Raw genomic sequence first — 15,413 nt, forward strand, 5'->3', positions numbered from 1 at the left:
AATCTCCCTTAAAAATCCACTTAATCCAAATTTTAAAATCTTTCTGTATCCTTATGACAAACCGTGTATAGAAGGTATATTTCCCTTATTTTAAGTCACATTAATCGTATAAGTTTTTTTTGTTGACTTTTGCTGTGTTCTTGTTTAGTATCACAGAGTATCATTTCCTATCAGAATACTAGGGGGTTTAGAAAATGAAGAAATTTGCTGCACTTTTGTCGCTACTATTAGCTTTCACAGTTGTGCTTGCCGCATGCGGTTCTAGCTCAAAAAATGAAGCAAACAATGGGGACAATAAATCTTCACAAGAAGATTTATATAATAAAGTGAAAAAAGATGGCGTATTAACAATTGGAACTGAAGGTACATACCCTCCGTTCACTTTTCATGATGACAAACAAAAGCTAACTGGGTTTGATGTAGAATTGGCTCAAGAAGTAGCTAAACGTCTTGGCGTAAAAGCTGAGTTCAAAGAAACACAGTGGGATGGCATGTTTGCTGGATTAGATGCTAAACGATTTGACATGATTGCTAATGAAGTTGGTATTCGTGAAGATCGTCAAAAGAAATACGATTTCTCTGATCCATACATCCAGTCAGGCGCTGTATTAATTGTTCGTAAAGACGAAAAAGATATCAAATCATTTAAAGATTTAAAAGGAAAAAAATCAGCGCAGTCATTAACAAGTAACTATAAAGACATGGCTCAATCTTATGGTGCAAACATTACGAGTGCTGAAGGTTTTGCTCAAGCAGTAGAACTAATGAGCGCAAACCGTGTTGATGCTACAATCAACGATAAATTATCGTTCCTTGACTATAAGAAAAAGCACCCTAACGCACCTATCAAAATCGCGGATGAAAAATCCGATGGTGCTGCAAGCGGCTTTATGTTTAGAAAAGACAGCGGTAAGTTAGTGGATGAAGTAAACAAAGCATTGAAAGATATGAAAAAAGACGGAACATACGCAAAAATTTCTAAGAAATGGTTTGGCGAAGATGTTTCTCCTAAATAATATTTTTCCTGATGGAGAGCGATTGAATCAATTGATTTCAATCGCTCAATCATCTCTCTTACCAATGCTAAAGGGAGCTATTCAATATTCTATTCCACTAACATTAATCACGTTTGTACTCGGTATCATTTTAGCTGTCTTAACAGCCTTGGCTCGTTTATCATCTATAAAAGTTTTAAATATAATTGCGCGCATCTATGTATCGATTATTCGAGGTACACCGCTGCTTGTGCAATTATTTATTATTTTCTACGGCTTACCCAATTTAGATATAACAATTGACCCATTTATCTCTGCTATTATTGGATTTTCATTAAGTGTAGGTGCGTATGCATCTGAAATTATTCGAGCAGCGATTCAATCTATTCCTAAAGGACAGTGGGAAGCTGGCTACTCACTTGGTATGACCTATTCCCAAGCGTTAAGACGGATTATTTTACCGCAAGCAGCACGTGTATCGATTCCGCCATTATCTAACTCTTTTATTAGCCTTATTAAAGATACGTCACTTGCATCGCTTATTCTTGTTTCTGAGATGTTCCGTAAAGCTCAAGAAATTGCTTCGACTAACTATGAATTTTTACTTCTTTATAGTGAAGCAGCGCTCTTGTACTGGATTATGTGTACAATCTTATCCATTATCCAAGGACGCATTGAAATAAGACTAGATCGTTACGTATCTAAATAACCGTTTCGAGTAGCTAAAGGAGTTTTTCATATGATTAATATCAAAAATTTGCATAAATCATTCGGTGATTTGCAAGTATTAAAAGGGATTGATTTGGAAGTTGAACAGGGCAAGGTAATTGTATTAATCGGTCCTTCTGGATCGGGTAAAACTACTTTTTTACGTTGCTTAAATCTTTTAGAAATCCCAACAGACGGCACGATTGAACTTGATAAAAAAAGCATGAATTTTACCAAGCCTGTTCGCAAAAAAGACATTACCTCATTTCGAAGTCTAACAGGTATGGTCTTTCAAAACTATAACTTGTTTCCTCATAAAAATGCGCTTGAAAATGTTATGGAAGGGCCTGTAATTGTAAAAGGTGTTCCTACTCAAGAAGCAGAAAAAAGAGGGAAAGAATTATTAACACGAGTTGGCTTAGGAGATAAGCTTGACTTTTATCCTTTCCAGCTGTCTGGCGGACAACAACAGCGTGTTGGCATCGCCAGAGCAATGGCGATGGACCCAAAAGTTATGCTGTTTGATGAGCCTACTTCAGCTCTTGATCCTGAGCTTGTAGGAGACGTTCTTCAAGCCATGAAAGACTTGGCAAAAGAAGGAATGACGATGGTGGTGGTAACTCACGAAATGCGCTTTGCCCGTGAAGTAGCGGATGAAGTTATTTTTATGGATCAAGGTGTCATTATGGAAAGAGGGACACCGGATCAAATATTTTCAAATCCTCAACAAGAGCGGACACGTCAATTCTTGAATATGATTCATTAAAAAGGTTGCACACTTTCATGTGCAACCTTTTCTTTATTTGGCTACTGCTTTTTTCATCAAATCTGTAATGTACGTAAAGAATGCTTCAGCTGTGACGTCATATACGACATCTACAGGTCGTCCCTCTTCGGAAATTTCTGTTCTTCCTTGGCTCGGTGTTTCTGTATGCACAATACTCGAAACGGTTTTTACCTTCACAAGTGTTGAATTCCCTGTAAATGCTGTTGTGAGTACATCCCACAAATAATATGTTGAATTGGTTTCAACGTGTACAAGCGGCGGGCAAGCCGCATAGCACTGCCCTACAAAGTCTACTCCTTCATATCTTCGAAGTGAAGCCCACATTTGACGAATAGCGGGCGTTAAGGGAACTTGATTCGTGCTTTCTAAAGCAACCATCTCAACTTTAATTTTGCTTTTCCATACTTTCGCTACTGCTTCTGGATCCCAAAAAGCATTCCACTCCGCCGTTCCATCATGTTCAGGTTCCTGCACATTTCCTACTTCTTGAAATGTACCGCCCATCCACACTAATTTATCAATTTTCTCTTCTATTTCCGGCGCTTTTTCAAGTGCTCTTGCTAAATCAGTTAACGGTCCTGTAAATAATAAAGTCGTTTTCCCGGCTGTGTGCTGCAATGTTTCAATTAAATGATCGTGAGCAGGCAGCTGACTTATTTTTGTTTGCACTTTCCCTTTTTCATTTAAAATCGGCAGCGCATCCACATAAAACGTATGCATGCGCCATTCTTTTGGAAATGGGTTCATACCTCGTGAAGTAGATTTGGCTACCTCGATATCATAAATTCCAAAACGATCAATAATTTTTTGGCTTGCGCTGATGCCCGGTTCTAGGTATCCGTCAGCAGGAATAACAGATACACCCGTTACCTTTACATCATCCATTTGCAGCAGTAAAAAAAGCGATACTAAATCATCAATGCCTGCATCATGGTTAAAATATATGTTTGTACTCATTTCTCTTCTCCTCTTTTCTATGTATTGCTAACTAATAGCTATACCGCTATTTTATAATGAAATGACTCGTTTCGTAATCAAAGTATTATGAACTTCTTTTACTATTTTCTATAATGGGTATAGAAATAAGGTAATCTATGTATAGACATATACATCTCAGTATAGAAAGGAGAAATAAAATGGAGCAATCATTTTCAGCATTAATAGTAGATAAAAAAAGTGAAGAGCAAGTGGAGGCGTCCGTCCAAGAACTGACGCTAAACGATTTGCCAGAAGGCGATGTACTTATTCGCGTTCATTATTCAGGGGTGAATTATAAAGATAGCTTAGCCAGCATCGCAAACGGCAATATTGTGACAAGCTACCCATTTGTCCCAGGAATCGACCTAGCAGGAGTTGTTGTATCTTCTGACAGCCCTGATTTTAAAGAAGGTGATCGTGTCATTGCAACAAGCTATGACATTGGCGTATCACACTTTGGAGGCTATAGTGAGTATGCGCGCATACGCAGCGAATGGATTGTCCCTCTTCCTCAAAATTTAACGTTAAAAGAAGCAATGATTATCGGAACAGCTGGCTTTACAGCTGCTTTATCTGTGCATCGCTTAGAGGAAAACCATGCTAGTCCATCTAATGGCTCTGTGCTTGTAACAGGCGCTACGGGAGGTGTAGGAAGCTTTGCGGTTGCCATTCTTTCAAAATTAGGCTACACAGTGGAAGCAAGTACGGGAAAAAGCTCGGAAGCAGCTTATTTGAAAGAGCTTGGCGCTTCCTCTATTGTAGCGCGTGAAGATGTTTATAACGGCAAATTAAAAGCATTAGGCAAGCAAAAATGGGCCGCTGCGGTGGATCCCGTGGGCGGAGAGCCTCTAGCTTCTGTTCTCAGTCAAATTCAGTACGGAGGCTCTGTAGCTGTCAGCGGGCTAACAGCTGGAGGCAAAGTGCCAACAACCGTCTTTCCCTTCATTTTAAGAGGGATTAATTTATTAGGTATCGATTCTGTTTATTGTCCAATGCCTACTCGAAAAGAGATTTGGAATAGACTCGCTAATGACTTTAAGCCTGAAAGCTTCGAACCTTTCATTCAGCAGGAAATTTCACTACAACAGCTCCCTGAGGTACTTCCGACTTTATTAAAAGGACAAGCTCGAGGACGAACAATTGTGAAGCTATAAAAAAACGGAGAAACCTAGGTTTCTCCGTTTTTTTACGAACAGAAGCATGTTATTACGCATCTATTTTTACTATTAAATCTGTCACTAATTCTTTCATCGTCACATCGGCTAAGACTTGTTCCATAGCATCTTGAGAACGTTTTAAAATCAATTCAAGAACACTTTGAATATTGGCTCCTACAGGACACTCCACATTCGGATTTTCATGCATTTGAAACAATTCTCCTTCTTCCACTGCCGCCACCGCTCGATAAACGTCTAACAACGTTATCTCTTCTAAATCTTTCAATAGATACGCTCCGCCAGCCCCGGCTTTTACACCCACGAGTCCAGCTTTCTTTAACATCCCAATTACTCGTCTTATAACAACAGGATTTGTATTTACACTACTAGCAATCCACTCTGAAGTACTAGGGTGACTGCTATCTACTTTAATTAAAGATAGTATGTGAACGGCCACGGTGAATCGACTGCTAATTTTCATTGCTCTCACTCCTATTTTGTTGTAATCATTATAGTTACAACATTTATGAAAGTCAAGCATGCTTTTTTAGCAAAGAATGTCCTCTTCTACCGCCTCATAAAAACGCAGCGTTTTCTTGATTTCCATAGCTTCAGAAAATGCTTTCGTTTTCTTTTTATTCGCTTCTTTATGTTCGTTCACATGTTCTTCTCTTGAGATCCACGCTTGAAAGAACTGCTTATCTTCCCACTTGGATACAAAGACATATTCAACTTTATCTGTGGAATCTTTTTTCCAGCATTCGAACGATAAATTTCCTTTGGCTGCCTCAATTTCTGTTTTGTTTTTCTTAGCTTTTTGCTTGAGCTGTTCTTCAAATTTCTTTTCTGTTTCAAAACTTGCGTTTACAACAAACATCTTATCTTCCTTTCTAAATGAAAATAATTCTCATTTAATTATCGCATACTCATTTTATTTTTTCAATTTATACGGATAACAAGTTACAGAAGTACAAAAAGACCGCTGTTTAAGCGGTCTTCTTTTTTACAAATGTTTTCTATGCACTGTTTTTCCATCATACGTAAAGGCGATTGGCTTGCCTTCCATTACCGTTTCTAGATGAACGGGGCGGCCCCAAAGCTGATGAACGTACGGTACCACTTTTTCTAAGTATTTGACATCTAATTCGATTCCTTCATACCAGTGTTTTAAATAGAGCTCTCCATTTTTTAAATAGTCTCCATTGGTTACTGTGATGTAAGGAAATCCGCCGTTTACGCGCATATTAACAAGCTGATCTCTAACTTCTGTCCACTCTTTGTCGACGATTTTATAGTCTTTTCCTTGTTTTTGGAATAAGTACATATCCTCCCGCATGACTAAATCTTTTGTTAAGTAATTGCGGATAAAGGAAATATCTGATTCAACTTCACGTACCTCAAACATCTTCTCTCTTCCTGATCCGGGCTCGACGCCCCTGCGAATCATATCTTCTGTTGGATTATTGTAGCGTTCTTCAATGTCTTCAAAGATTTTTAATCCTAAATAATATGGATTGATTCCCGTCTTAGACGGCTGCACAACCCCTGCATTTAGCTTGGCGAATTCTATCGCTTCATCACTCGTTAAGTCCATTTCTCGAATAATGCGCTGATGCCAGAAAGAAGCCCAGCCTTCATTCATAATTTTTGTTTCAAGCTGCGGCCAGAAATAAAGCATTTCTTCTCGCATCATCGTTAAAATATCCCGCTGCCAGTCCTCTAAATAAGGACTGTATTCTTCGATAAATAATAAGATGTCTTTTTCAGGCTGAGGCGGAAATTTTTTAAAAGATTTTGGAGGTTTTGGTTTTTTCTTTTCCTTATAATCCAAATTCCATAAATCATCGTAAGGAGAAATGATTTCTTCTTCCGATGATTCTACATCATCTATGCTCCAAGAAAGCTTGGCACGCATAAGAGACGGATCAATATGTTCCTGAATCGATAGGACAGCATCCAAAAACTTTTCTACTTCACGCTTACCGTGCTTTACTTCGTATTCTTTAATTCGATCAGCGGTCGCTGCCATACTTTCTACCATATCCCGTTTAGTGTTGGCAAAACGGCTGTTATTTTTAAAGAAGTCACAGTGGGCTAACACGTGAGCTACAATTAATTTATTTTGAATAAGCGCATTGGAATCCAATAAAAATGCATAACAAGGATCTGAATTGATAACTAATTCATAAATTTTACTCAATCCCAGATCGTAGTGTAATTTCATTTTGTAAAATTGTTTTCCAAAGCTCCAATGTGAAAAACGAGTTGGCATCCCATATGCACCAAACGTATAAATAATATCTGCCGGGCAAATTTCATAGCGCATCGGATAAAAATCTAAGCCGAAACCGCTAGCTATTTCCGTAATTTCATCAATCGCACGGTATAATTGCTTATAATCTGCTTCTTTCACGACAGCTCCCCCTTTCACTCCTTACTTCAATCTATGTACAAACATGTCAATTCATGTGTTTTCATCAAAAAGAAGCTTTATTTTTTCAAGAAAAGGGGATTTTTACTTAGTTGTCTTAAATAATGGATGTAATATAACTGTTACGCTGCATCATTCTTTGCTCTTCTTATCATTTATCCGGTGCTGTACGTTTATTCTTCTTGCATAATGACTACAACCTCTTTTAATTATGCACTGGTCTTTTGCCCAACATTTACAGCGTAAGAATTCCTGCAAATATCATACACTAATTTCAACTCCTCAAAAGGAGGAACGTTATTAATGGATGTAATTGATTATGATCGAGCTTTATATTACACACACCGTTCCCAATGGGATAACTTATTAATTTTAATGGTTCGAACAGACGACGATTTTCTTTCAAAAAAGATTGAACATTTTTTGCACGCCTACAATTTTGAACGAAACTACCGCATCATTCAAGAAGAGCTCTATTCTTTACTACGCTACATTGATCATGCAACGGAATATTCGGAGCACAACCCGGAGCTTCTGGAAGAATCATTGTACTAGTATTTTTGATACACACACTTGGACAAAGAAGGGATGAATTCCCTTCTTTATTTTTTTATGTTGCACTAAAAATATGCATACTTTATTTCAAAAAGCATCAAATAATATATGTAAACATATTTATTTTTACCGTTGACATAAAAGTGAATTCGACGTACAATCTTCAGTACATACGCTAAGATATTTCAGTACATACTGGGAGGAACATATATGAGTACTAAAAGGTTTCGCACATTAGATTTAACATTAGCCGGTATGTTTGCAGCTCTTATGGCTATTGGTGCAAATATTACTTCTTGGGCACCTTTTTTACAAGTAGGCGGCGTGCCTCTTTCGCTTCAGCCTTTTTTTGTTATATTAGCAGGACTTTTACTTGGGAGTCGAATGGGTTCTATTTCAATGATTGTATACGTATTAATTGGCATTGCCGGCGCTCCGGTATTTGCTCAATTTAAAGCAGGAATTAGTATTTTATTTGGAAGCACCGGCGGCTTTTTGCTTTCTTATATTGTCGCTGCATTTATCACAGGAAAAATTATGGAAATGCGCGGCAAGCCGACTTTTTCTATCTTTTTAATTTCATCGCTAGTTGGTATTGCAGTTATTTATTTAATTGGTACTACGTATATGTATGTAGCGGTTAATTACTGGCTTGAAGCTCCTGCAATGACATATGCAGCCGCTTGGAAGATTATGTCATGGTTTGCGGTAAAGGATCTTATTTTTACTGTTCTTGGGGCTATGCTTGCTCCGAGAATTTATAAAGCCCTACGATCTTCTTCGTACTTGTCAAATACGCAATCAAATAAAGTATCATAAAAGAAGCCTGCTCAAGTTTGAGCAGGCTTTACTTTTATACCGTTTTCACTTTATCTAATACACGTTCTACTTCACCCATTACAGCTGTTTGTACAGCTTCTAAATGGGCAATGCTCGTCGCTTCATCTTCTGACACGACGCCAAAATAGAACTTCACCTTTGGCTCTGTACCAGACGGACGAAGGCAGAACCAAGAACCGTCTTCTAAGATATATTTTAATACATTTGATTTTGGTAATGTAATTTCTTCTACTTTTCCTGCTTTAATATGCTGACGCTCACTTAATGTATAATCCTCTACAACCGAAACATTTAATCCTGCAATATTCGTAGGAGGCTCATTTCTAAATGTAGCTAAAATATGCTTAATTTGCTCAGATCCTTCTTTTCCTTTAAGCGTTAAAGATTTCAGACCTTCACGATAGAAACCATATTTAGTGAACACTTGCTGAAGTGCTTCATATAGCGTCATGCCCTGCTTTTTATAATAAGCACAAGCTTCTACTGCTAGAATGGCTGCTTGTACAGCATCTTTGTCACGAGCAAAGTCACCAATTAAATAGCCGTAGCTTTCTTCATAACCGAATTGGAATGTATACTCGCCCGTTTGCTCATATTGCTTAATTTTTTCACCGATAAATTTAAAACCTGTTAGAGTGTCAACAACTTGCAGTCCAAATGAACGAGCAATTTGTGCGCCGATTTCTGACGTTACAATCGTTTTTAACACAACGCCATTAGCAGGCAGCACGCCTTTTTCTTTCTTTTGAGAAAGCAAATAGTGAAGCAATAAAGCACCCGTTTGGTTTCCTGTTAATAACGCATATTCGCCGCTTGGATCTTTGACAGCAATTCCCAAACGGTCTGCATCTGGATCCGTTGCGATTAAGATATCTGCATCAATTTCTTTTCCTTTACGAACAGCATATTCAAATGCAGCCGGTTCTTCAGGATTCGGAGATTTAACCGTCGAGAAATTTGGATCAGGAAGTTCTTGTTCTTCAATAACCGTGACATTTTCGTAACCGATGGATTGAAGCGCGTTGCGAACTGGCTTATTAGCTGTACCATGTAGAGGTGTAAAAACCACTTTTAAGTCTTTACCTGTTTCAGAAGCTAGCTCTGGATTAATTAAAATCGTTTTTAGTTTCTCATTGTATGCTTCGTCAATCGCTGAACCAATCATTTCAATAAGACCTTTTTCTTTTAGCTCCGCTTCAGATTGAACAGCTAATGTAAGTTCATTTTCCACAGCATTTACAAAGCCAACTAGTTCATCAGCTTCTTTTGGCGGCAGCTGACCACCGTCTGGACCATATACTTTGTATCCATTATATTCAGGAGGATTGTGGCTTGCTGTAATAACAATACCTCCAAATGCGTTTAACTCACGCACTGCAAATGAAAGTTCAGGTGTTGGTCTTAGCTCTTCAAATACATATGTTTTAATTCCGTGACTTGCTAATGTTTTTGCTGCTTCCATTGCAAATTCAGGGGATTTGTGGCGAGAATCATATGCAATGACTACTCCTTGGTTAATAGCTTCTTCGCCAGCTTGTTTAATGTACTCAGCAAAGCCTTCAGAAGCTTTTCGGATTGTATACGTATTCATACGGTTTGTACCCGCTCCAATTTCCCCACGCATTCCGCCTGTTCCAAATTCCAATGTTTTGTAAAAACTATCTTCTAATTGTTTTTCATCACCTTTGATTGCGTCTAAATTTTGACGTAATTCAGGATCTAAATTTGGATGATTAACCCAAGATGTATACGTTTCTTTCCAACTCATAAAAAAAAGCCCCCTTATATAAATGTAAATATGTATGAAAAGAGAAAAACGAGTAATCGTCTTTCTCTTTTTTTAACAGTCATATTATATTTCTTCGTCAAAATTTGACTTCCTGCTATTATATTATGGCTGTATTGACAAATTTTGAGGTACTTTTTTATTTTATCATGAAATACCTGTCATACGGTTAACTTTTTCATCTACTGGTACAACTGCGTCATGAAGGTGCTGTTCTAATTCATCCGTATAAGCTTTTGTTTGCTCAGGCGTCCACTTTAACTCTTCGGCCATATGAGCAATCACTTGTTTTTTCCAGCTTCTTACCCAGTTGATATCAAAGAATAAAGCGCCCGTACGTCGAATGAAGAAGTCCACTGGTTTTGAAACCATTTCTTCTTCGATGCCATATTGAATTTGCAGAAATACACTAGCTGGAAGGTCGCTGTTTTTTAGCTGATCCGGACGTTCAATCATGTAGCGGTATACTTTATCTACGTTTGAGCCATAGCGTTTTACAAGCTTTTCAGCAGCGTCACGTGATAACCCTAGTTTGATGCCTTCTTTGACTTTTTGCTCTACAAACGTTGGGAATCCACCTGAACCTCCTACATTACCTCCAGAAATCGGTAAATGTTTAGTTTGACAGCTTTCAAATTCGCGTCCTTCTGCTTTAAAATCTTCAGCTACGCGATTTACGACAATTTCAGCCATTTTACGGTACCCAGTTAATTTCCCTCCAGCGATCGTAATTAAACCTGATTCCGATGTCCAGATTTCATCTTTACGCGAGATTTCAGAAGGGTCTTTTCCTTGTTCGTGAATAAGTGGACGAACACCAGCCCAGCTTGATTCCACATCGTCTACTGTAATATCAACCGTTGGGAACATATAGTTAATCGCATCAATAACATATTGACGGTCTTTTACAGTCATACGCGGATGTCTAGCGTCTTCTTTATAGACCGTGTCTGTTGTGCCCACATATGTTTTTCCATCACGCGGAATTGCAAACACCATACGTCCATCAGGTGTATCAAAATAAATGGCTTGTTTTAACGGAAAGCGCTCTTGATCAATAACTAAGTGAATTCCTTTTGTTAATTGAAGCTGCTTGCCTTTTTTTGAATTATCTTTTTCACGCAGCGTGTCCACCCATGGACCTGCAGCGTTGACGATTTTTTTCGCATAGATATTATATTCTTTATTCGTAAGCTGATCACGAACAACAGCCCCTACTACTTTTCCTTTATCATAAATGAAGTTTTCCACTTTTGTGTAATTGACTAAATCTGCTCCTTTTGCGGCAGCTTCTTTAGCTACTTCAATTGTTAAACGTGCATCATCTGTTTTATATTCAACGTAGTAACCGCCGCCTTTTAAGTCTTTAGATTTCACCAATGGCTCGCGGCTAAGCGTTTCTTGTGCACTAAACATTTTGCGGCGCTCTGAGCGTTTTACACCAGCTAAGAAATCATATACGCGCAGTCCGATTGAAGTTGAGAATTTACCGAATGTTCCACCCGTATGGAAAGGTAACAGCATCCACTCCGGAGTCGTTACATGAGGGCCATTTTCATATACAATGGCACGTTCTTTACCAACTTCGGCTACCATTTTAACTTCAAACTGTTTTAAATAGCGTAGACCGCCGTGAACAAGCTTCGTTGAACGACTAGATGTTCCTGCTGCGAAATCCTGCATTTCAACTAATGCCGTTTTCATGCCTCGATGAGTTGCGTCAAGGGCAATCCCTGAACCAGTAATTCCCCCACCAATTACTAGTAAATCATATTGATTTTGTGTCATGTCTACCAATTTATTCGAACGTGTTTGACTTGAAAACATACGTCATTCCCCTTTCATTTTTCAAAGATATCAAAATTTTCCAATATACAAAAAGAGAGACCACAAATCACATATATAGTATGCCTACATATGGATCTGTGGTCTCTCCGATTCTCCAACCAATTTATTAACTTGAGTAAATTATATCATACATGCACTTTTAATTAAAGGATTTTCATCAAATAATTACTTAAAAGCCATTGTTGCATGCACGGCTTTTTTCCAGCCGCTATATAATTCTTCACGCTTTTCTTCTTCCATATTTGGTTCGAAAGATTTTTCCATATTCCACTGCTGCGCAATTTCATCGCAATCTTTCCAGTAGCCAACCGCTAGACCCGCTAAATATGCTGCCCCAAGAGCCGTTGTTTCATTCACTTGAGGACGCTCAACCGGAACGTCTAACACATCACTTTGGAACTGCATTAAGAAATTATTCTTAACTGCTCCTCCGTCTACACGCAATGTTTTTAATGTAATTCCGGAGTCCGCTTCCATCGCGCTTAATACGTCTCTTGTTTGATAAGCTAGTGATTCAAGCGTTGCACGAATGAAGTGTTCTTTTTTTGTACCGCGAGTCAATCCAAACATCGCTCCACGTACATCGCTATCCCAATATGGCGTTCCAAGTCCTACGAAAGCTGGCACAATATATACGCCGTCTGTAGACTCTACTCGTGTTGCATAGTTTTCAGTTTCAGCCGCATTTTTAAACATTCTTAAACCGTCGCGAAGCCACTGAATAGCAGATCCTGCTACAAAAATACTGCCTTCAAGCGCATATTCTACCTTACCGTTAATCCCCCATGCTAATGTAGTTAACAAACCGTGATCGGACTTAACTGCTTTTTCACCCGTATTCATTAACATGAAGCAACCTGTTCCATACGTGTTCTTCGCCATTCCTTTTTCATAGCACGCTTGTCCAAATAAAGCGGCCTGCTGATCTCCTGCTGCTCCCGCAATTGGAATACTCTGACCGAAGAAGTGATAATCTACTGTATGAGCGTATACTTCAGAAGAAGGCTTTACTTCTGGAAGCATAGATTTCGGTACTCCTAAAATATCTAGCAGTTCATCATCCCATTTTAAATCGTAGATATTGAACATAAGCGTACGGGATGCGTTTGAGTAATCCGTTACATGCGCTTTTCCACCTGATAACTTCCAAATTAACCATGTATCGATTGTTCCGAATAACAATTCACCGTTTTCCGCTTTTTCTCGTGCACCTTCTACGTTATCTAAAATCCACTTTACTTTTGTTCCCGAGAAGTATGCATCAATTAATAATCCCGTTTTGTCGCGGAACGTATCGTTTAATCCTTTTGCTTTTAACTCTTCACAAATGCCAGACGTTTGTCGAGACTGCCATACGATTGCATTGTATACTGGCTTTCCTGTTGCTTTTTCCCATACTACTGCTGTTTCACGCTGATTGGTAATTCCAATTCCTTCAATTTGATCAGCATGAACACCTGACTCAGATAGACAAGATGCAATAACAGCAAGGATAGAACCCCAAATTTCACTAGCATTATGCTCTACCCAACCTGGTTTTGGGAAGTACTGCGTAAACTCTTTTTGAGCTACATGTACAACTTCACCTTTTTTATTAAATAACATTGCTCGTGAGCTTGTTGTTCCTTGGTCTAAAGATAAAATAAATTTTTCCATATCAATATCCCCTATTCTCTGTATAGTGTCGTTTCTTTATTGTACATAGTTAGATGGTAAAGCGCATTCATTTTTTTGGTACTACTGCTGATTGAATTTGTGCTGCCTTTTGTTTAGAAACAGCGTAGATAACAGCTAAAACAATCACCGCAATGCTTAAGACAATCCATAAGCTGCTAGACATTTTATTTAAGAATGCCGCTTGATAAAATACTGCGCCAATTGATCCGCCTAATAAAGGACCCACTACTGGCACCCAAGCGTATTTCCAGTTCGAGCTGCCTTTGCCAGGTATCGGCAAGATAGCATGAGCAATACGAGGTCCTAAATCACGAGCAGGGTTGATGGCATAGCCTGTTGTTCCTCCTAATGATAAACCAATACTTACGATTAAAAATCCTACTACTAAAGGATTTAATCCATCTGTAAATTTATTTGCTCCAATTGCTAAGATTCCTACAACTAATACAAACGTTCCAATTGCCTCACTTAAAACGTTTGCAAATGGGTTAGCAATTGCTGGTCCCGTTGCGAATACGCCTAATTTTGTACCAGCATCTTTTGTTTCTTTCCAGTGTGGAAGATAGTGTAAATAAACAACTGTTGCACCAAGAATGGCTCCAATAAACTGAGCTAAAATGTACATCGGTACTTGTGACCACGGAAAATCACCTGTAATAGCAAGCGCTACGGTTAACGCTGGATTTAAGTGTGCCCCACTCATATTACCAACCGCATATGCTGCCATCGCTACCGCCATTCCCCATCCCATTGTGATAACGATCCATCCTGAATTAGCAGCAAACGATTTTTTTAAATTGACGCCCGCACATACACCAGCGCCAAGGATAATTAAAATCATTGTTCCAATTATTTCTCCTAAGAATGCTTGCATATAAATAACCTCCCCTTTGTATGAAAACGATTAAAATAACAAGAAAATAAGAAAATCCACCATACATCCCCCTAATAAAATCATTAAAAGGCTATACCGTGGATCTCCTATTCTCCCTCACATCTATTAACTTATCTAGAAGTTTACTAGATGATGAAAGCGTTGTCAAACAGTTTTTTTAAGTTGAAATACTCCACAGTTCTCTATTTGATGTTGTAACAGCAGAAGCCCCGGCTTCTAAAGCATTATGAACTTCTTCTGCCGTTCGTATTAAACCTCCAGCTAACACAGGAATGCCCGTTTCAGCTTTAACTTCTTGGATTAAAGTGGGCACAATTCCAGGAAGAAGCTCAATATAATCCGGTTTTACTTTCTTCATTAACTCATAGCTTTTCTTCAAAGCCGTGCTGTCTAATAAAAAGACCCGTTGAATGGCATAAATCCCTCTTTGTTTAGCTTTTAAAATAACGTTTGTTCTTGTCGAAATAATTCCCGCCGGCTTAAACTCCTGACACAAAAAATCAACCGCATATTCATCGTGCTTTAAGCCATGAATTAAGTCTAAATGAATGATTAGCTTTTTTTCATGCTTATGGACTTCTTTCATGATTCCTTTTAGCATGCCCACTTGATTGTCTAAAAGAACTCCGTACTCATAATTACTTGCTAAAAACTTTTCCAATTGCTTCATATCTCGAACAGCGGGTAATACCGATTGTCCATGAAAACTCATGTTTTCCCCTCTTTTCCATGGTTAGTCCACAAAATTCATTGTAA

General features: G+C 38.5%; 15 protein-coding genes. 6 read left to right on the forward strand and 9 right to left on the reverse strand.

Features of this window, described 5'->3' with window-relative positions; all coding sequences use genetic code 11:
• Window positions 1-194 precede the first annotated feature (194 nt).
• From MMB69_RS24515 to MMB69_RS24525, 3 genes are read left to right on the forward strand one after another with little or no spacing between them, the layout of a single operon-like run.
• Window positions 195-1,016, forward strand: coding sequence for an amino acid ABC transporter substrate-binding protein (locus tag MMB69_RS24515; protein WP_013081647.1), 822 nt, complete (start codon window positions 195-197; stop codon window positions 1,014-1,016).
• Window positions 1,000-1,704 carry an amino acid ABC transporter permease gene (locus tag MMB69_RS24520; protein WP_013055275.1) on the forward strand — a complete coding sequence of 235 codons (705 nt, stop codon included), beginning with the start codon at window positions 1,000-1,002 and terminating at the stop codon, window positions 1,702-1,704. The genes MMB69_RS24515 and MMB69_RS24520 overlap by 17 nt, the downstream gene beginning before the upstream one ends.
• Window positions 1,705-1,734: 30 nt before the next feature.
• Window positions 1,735-2,469 (forward strand): amino acid ABC transporter ATP-binding protein, encoded by a 735-nt coding sequence (locus tag MMB69_RS24525; RefSeq protein ID WP_221785164.1) that lies wholly within the window; start codon window positions 1,735-1,737, stop codon window positions 2,467-2,469.
• Between the two features lie 33 nt (window positions 2,470-2,502).
• On the opposite strand, the gene MMB69_RS24530 is transcribed toward MMB69_RS24525, so the two are convergent.
• Window positions 2,503-3,447, reverse strand: a complete 945-nt coding sequence (locus MMB69_RS24530) for a nucleoside hydrolase (protein ID WP_221785165.1) — start codon at window positions 3,445-3,447, stop codon at window positions 2,503-2,505.
• A 179-nt stretch (window positions 3,448-3,626) separates the two neighbouring features.
• On the opposite strand from MMB69_RS24530, the gene MMB69_RS24535 reads away from it, so the two are divergent.
• On the forward strand, window positions 3,627-4,622 hold the full coding sequence (locus MMB69_RS24535; RefSeq protein WP_221785166.1) for an NADPH:quinone oxidoreductase family protein: 996 nt from the start codon (window positions 3,627-3,629) through the stop codon (window positions 4,620-4,622).
• 52 nt (window positions 4,623-4,674) lie between these two features.
• On the opposite strand, the gene MMB69_RS24540 is transcribed toward MMB69_RS24535, so the two are convergent.
• The 3 genes from MMB69_RS24540 to MMB69_RS24550 all read right to left on the reverse strand — a co-directional run bounded on the left by MMB69_RS24540 (window position 4,675) and on the right by MMB69_RS24550 (window position 7,038).
• Entirely contained in the window at window positions 4,675-5,106 is a 432-nt protein-coding gene (locus tag MMB69_RS24540; protein WP_047931544.1) for an Rrf2 family transcriptional regulator, read from the reverse strand.
• Between the two features lie 66 nt (window positions 5,107-5,172).
• On the reverse strand, window positions 5,173-5,502 hold the full coding sequence (locus MMB69_RS24545; protein WP_277448560.1) for an antibiotic biosynthesis monooxygenase family protein: 330 nt from the start codon (window positions 5,500-5,502) through the stop codon (window positions 5,173-5,175).
• A gap of 126 nt (window positions 5,503-5,628) precedes the next feature.
• A complete protein-coding gene (locus MMB69_RS24550) occupies window positions 5,629-7,038 on the reverse strand; it encodes a SpoVR family protein (protein ID WP_013055269.1) in 1,410 nt (469 codons plus the stop codon).
• 321 nt (window positions 7,039-7,359) lie between these two features.
• Between MMB69_RS24550 and MMB69_RS24555 the strand changes: the two genes are divergently transcribed.
• Both MMB69_RS24555 and MMB69_RS24560 read left to right on the forward strand, forming a co-directional pair.
• On the forward strand, window positions 7,360-7,611 hold the full coding sequence (locus MMB69_RS24555) for a YhdB family protein (RefSeq protein WP_013055267.1): 252 nt from the start codon (window positions 7,360-7,362) through the stop codon (window positions 7,609-7,611).
• Window positions 7,612-7,821: 210 nt separating this feature from the next.
• Complete coding sequence (locus MMB69_RS24560) at window positions 7,822-8,430, forward strand: biotin transporter BioY (RefSeq protein WP_221785170.1); 609 nt, start codon at window positions 7,822-7,824, stop codon at window positions 8,428-8,430.
• Between the two features lie 34 nt (window positions 8,431-8,464).
• Here the strand turns inward: MMB69_RS24560 and MMB69_RS24565 are convergent, their stop codons facing one another.
• From MMB69_RS24565 to MMB69_RS24585, 5 genes are all read right to left on the reverse strand, one after another.
• A complete protein-coding gene (locus MMB69_RS24565; protein WP_221785171.1) occupies window positions 8,465-10,219 on the reverse strand; it encodes a phospho-sugar mutase in 1,755 nt (584 codons plus the stop codon).
• Window positions 10,220-10,384: 165 nt separating this feature from the next.
• Window positions 10,385-12,064: a glycerol-3-phosphate dehydrogenase/oxidase gene (locus MMB69_RS24570; RefSeq protein ID WP_221785172.1), complete on the reverse strand. Its 1,680-nt coding sequence runs from the start codon at window positions 12,062-12,064 to the stop codon at window positions 10,385-10,387.
• Window positions 12,065-12,250: 186 nt separating this feature from the next.
• Complete coding sequence (gene glpK / locus MMB69_RS24575) at window positions 12,251-13,741, reverse strand: glycerol kinase GlpK (RefSeq protein ID WP_195695466.1); 1,491 nt, start codon at window positions 13,739-13,741, stop codon at window positions 12,251-12,253.
• 67 nt (window positions 13,742-13,808) lie between these two features.
• On the reverse strand, window positions 13,809-14,636 hold the full coding sequence (locus MMB69_RS24580; RefSeq protein ID WP_028412592.1) for an MIP/aquaporin family protein: 828 nt from the start codon (window positions 14,634-14,636) through the stop codon (window positions 13,809-13,811).
• A gap of 178 nt (window positions 14,637-14,814) precedes the next feature.
• Window positions 14,815-15,369, reverse strand: coding sequence for a glycerol-3-phosphate responsive antiterminator (locus MMB69_RS24585; protein WP_028412593.1), 555 nt, complete (start codon window positions 15,367-15,369; stop codon window positions 14,815-14,817).
• Window positions 15,370-15,413: the final 44 nt, after the last annotated feature.

The sequence above is a fragment of the Priestia sp. P5 genome, from assembly GCF_029522155.1.
In the GTDB taxonomy this organism is placed as follows: domain Bacteria; phylum Bacillota; class Bacilli; order Bacillales; family Bacillaceae_H; genus Priestia; species Priestia megaterium_E.

Coding starts and splice junctions, on each gene's coding strand:
- MMB69_RS24515 (WP_013081647.1), top strand. CDS start 195: ATGAAGAAATTTGCTGCACTTTTGTCGCTACTATTAGCTTTCACAGTT.
- MMB69_RS24520 (WP_013055275.1), top strand. CDS start 1,000: ATGTTTCTCCTAAATAATATTTTTCCTGATGGAGAGCGATTGAATCAA.
- MMB69_RS24525 (WP_221785164.1), top strand. CDS start 1,735: ATGATTAATATCAAAAATTTGCATAAATCATTCGGTGATTTGCAAGTA.
- MMB69_RS24530 (WP_221785165.1), bottom strand. CDS start 3,447: ATGAGTACAAACATATATTTTAACCATGATGCAGGCATTGATGATTTA.
- MMB69_RS24535 (WP_221785166.1), top strand. CDS start 3,627: ATGGAGCAATCATTTTCAGCATTAATAGTAGATAAAAAAAGTGAAGAG.
- MMB69_RS24540 (WP_047931544.1), bottom strand. CDS start 5,106: ATGAAAATTAGCAGTCGATTCACCGTGGCCGTTCACATACTATCTTTA.
- MMB69_RS24545 (WP_277448560.1), bottom strand. CDS start 5,502: ATGTTTGTTGTAAACGCAAGTTTTGAAACAGAAAAGAAATTTGAAGAA.
- MMB69_RS24555 (WP_013055267.1), top strand. CDS start 7,360: ATGGATGTAATTGATTATGATCGAGCTTTATATTACACACACCGTTCC.
- MMB69_RS24560 (WP_221785170.1), top strand. CDS start 7,822: ATGAGTACTAAAAGGTTTCGCACATTAGATTTAACATTAGCCGGTATG.
- MMB69_RS24565 (WP_221785171.1), bottom strand. CDS start 10,219: ATGAGTTGGAAAGAAACGTATACATCTTGGGTTAATCATCCAAATTTA.
- MMB69_RS24570 (WP_221785172.1), bottom strand. CDS start 12,064: ATGTTTTCAAGTCAAACACGTTCGAATAAATTGGTAGACATGACACAA.
- glpK (WP_195695466.1), bottom strand. CDS start 13,741: ATGGAAAAATTTATTTTATCTTTAGACCAAGGAACAACAAGCTCACGA.
- MMB69_RS24580 (WP_028412592.1), bottom strand. CDS start 14,636: ATGCAAGCATTCTTAGGAGAAATAATTGGAACAATGATTTTAATTATC.
- MMB69_RS24585 (WP_028412593.1), bottom strand. CDS start 15,369: ATGAGTTTTCATGGACAATCGGTATTACCCGCTGTTCGAGATATGAAG.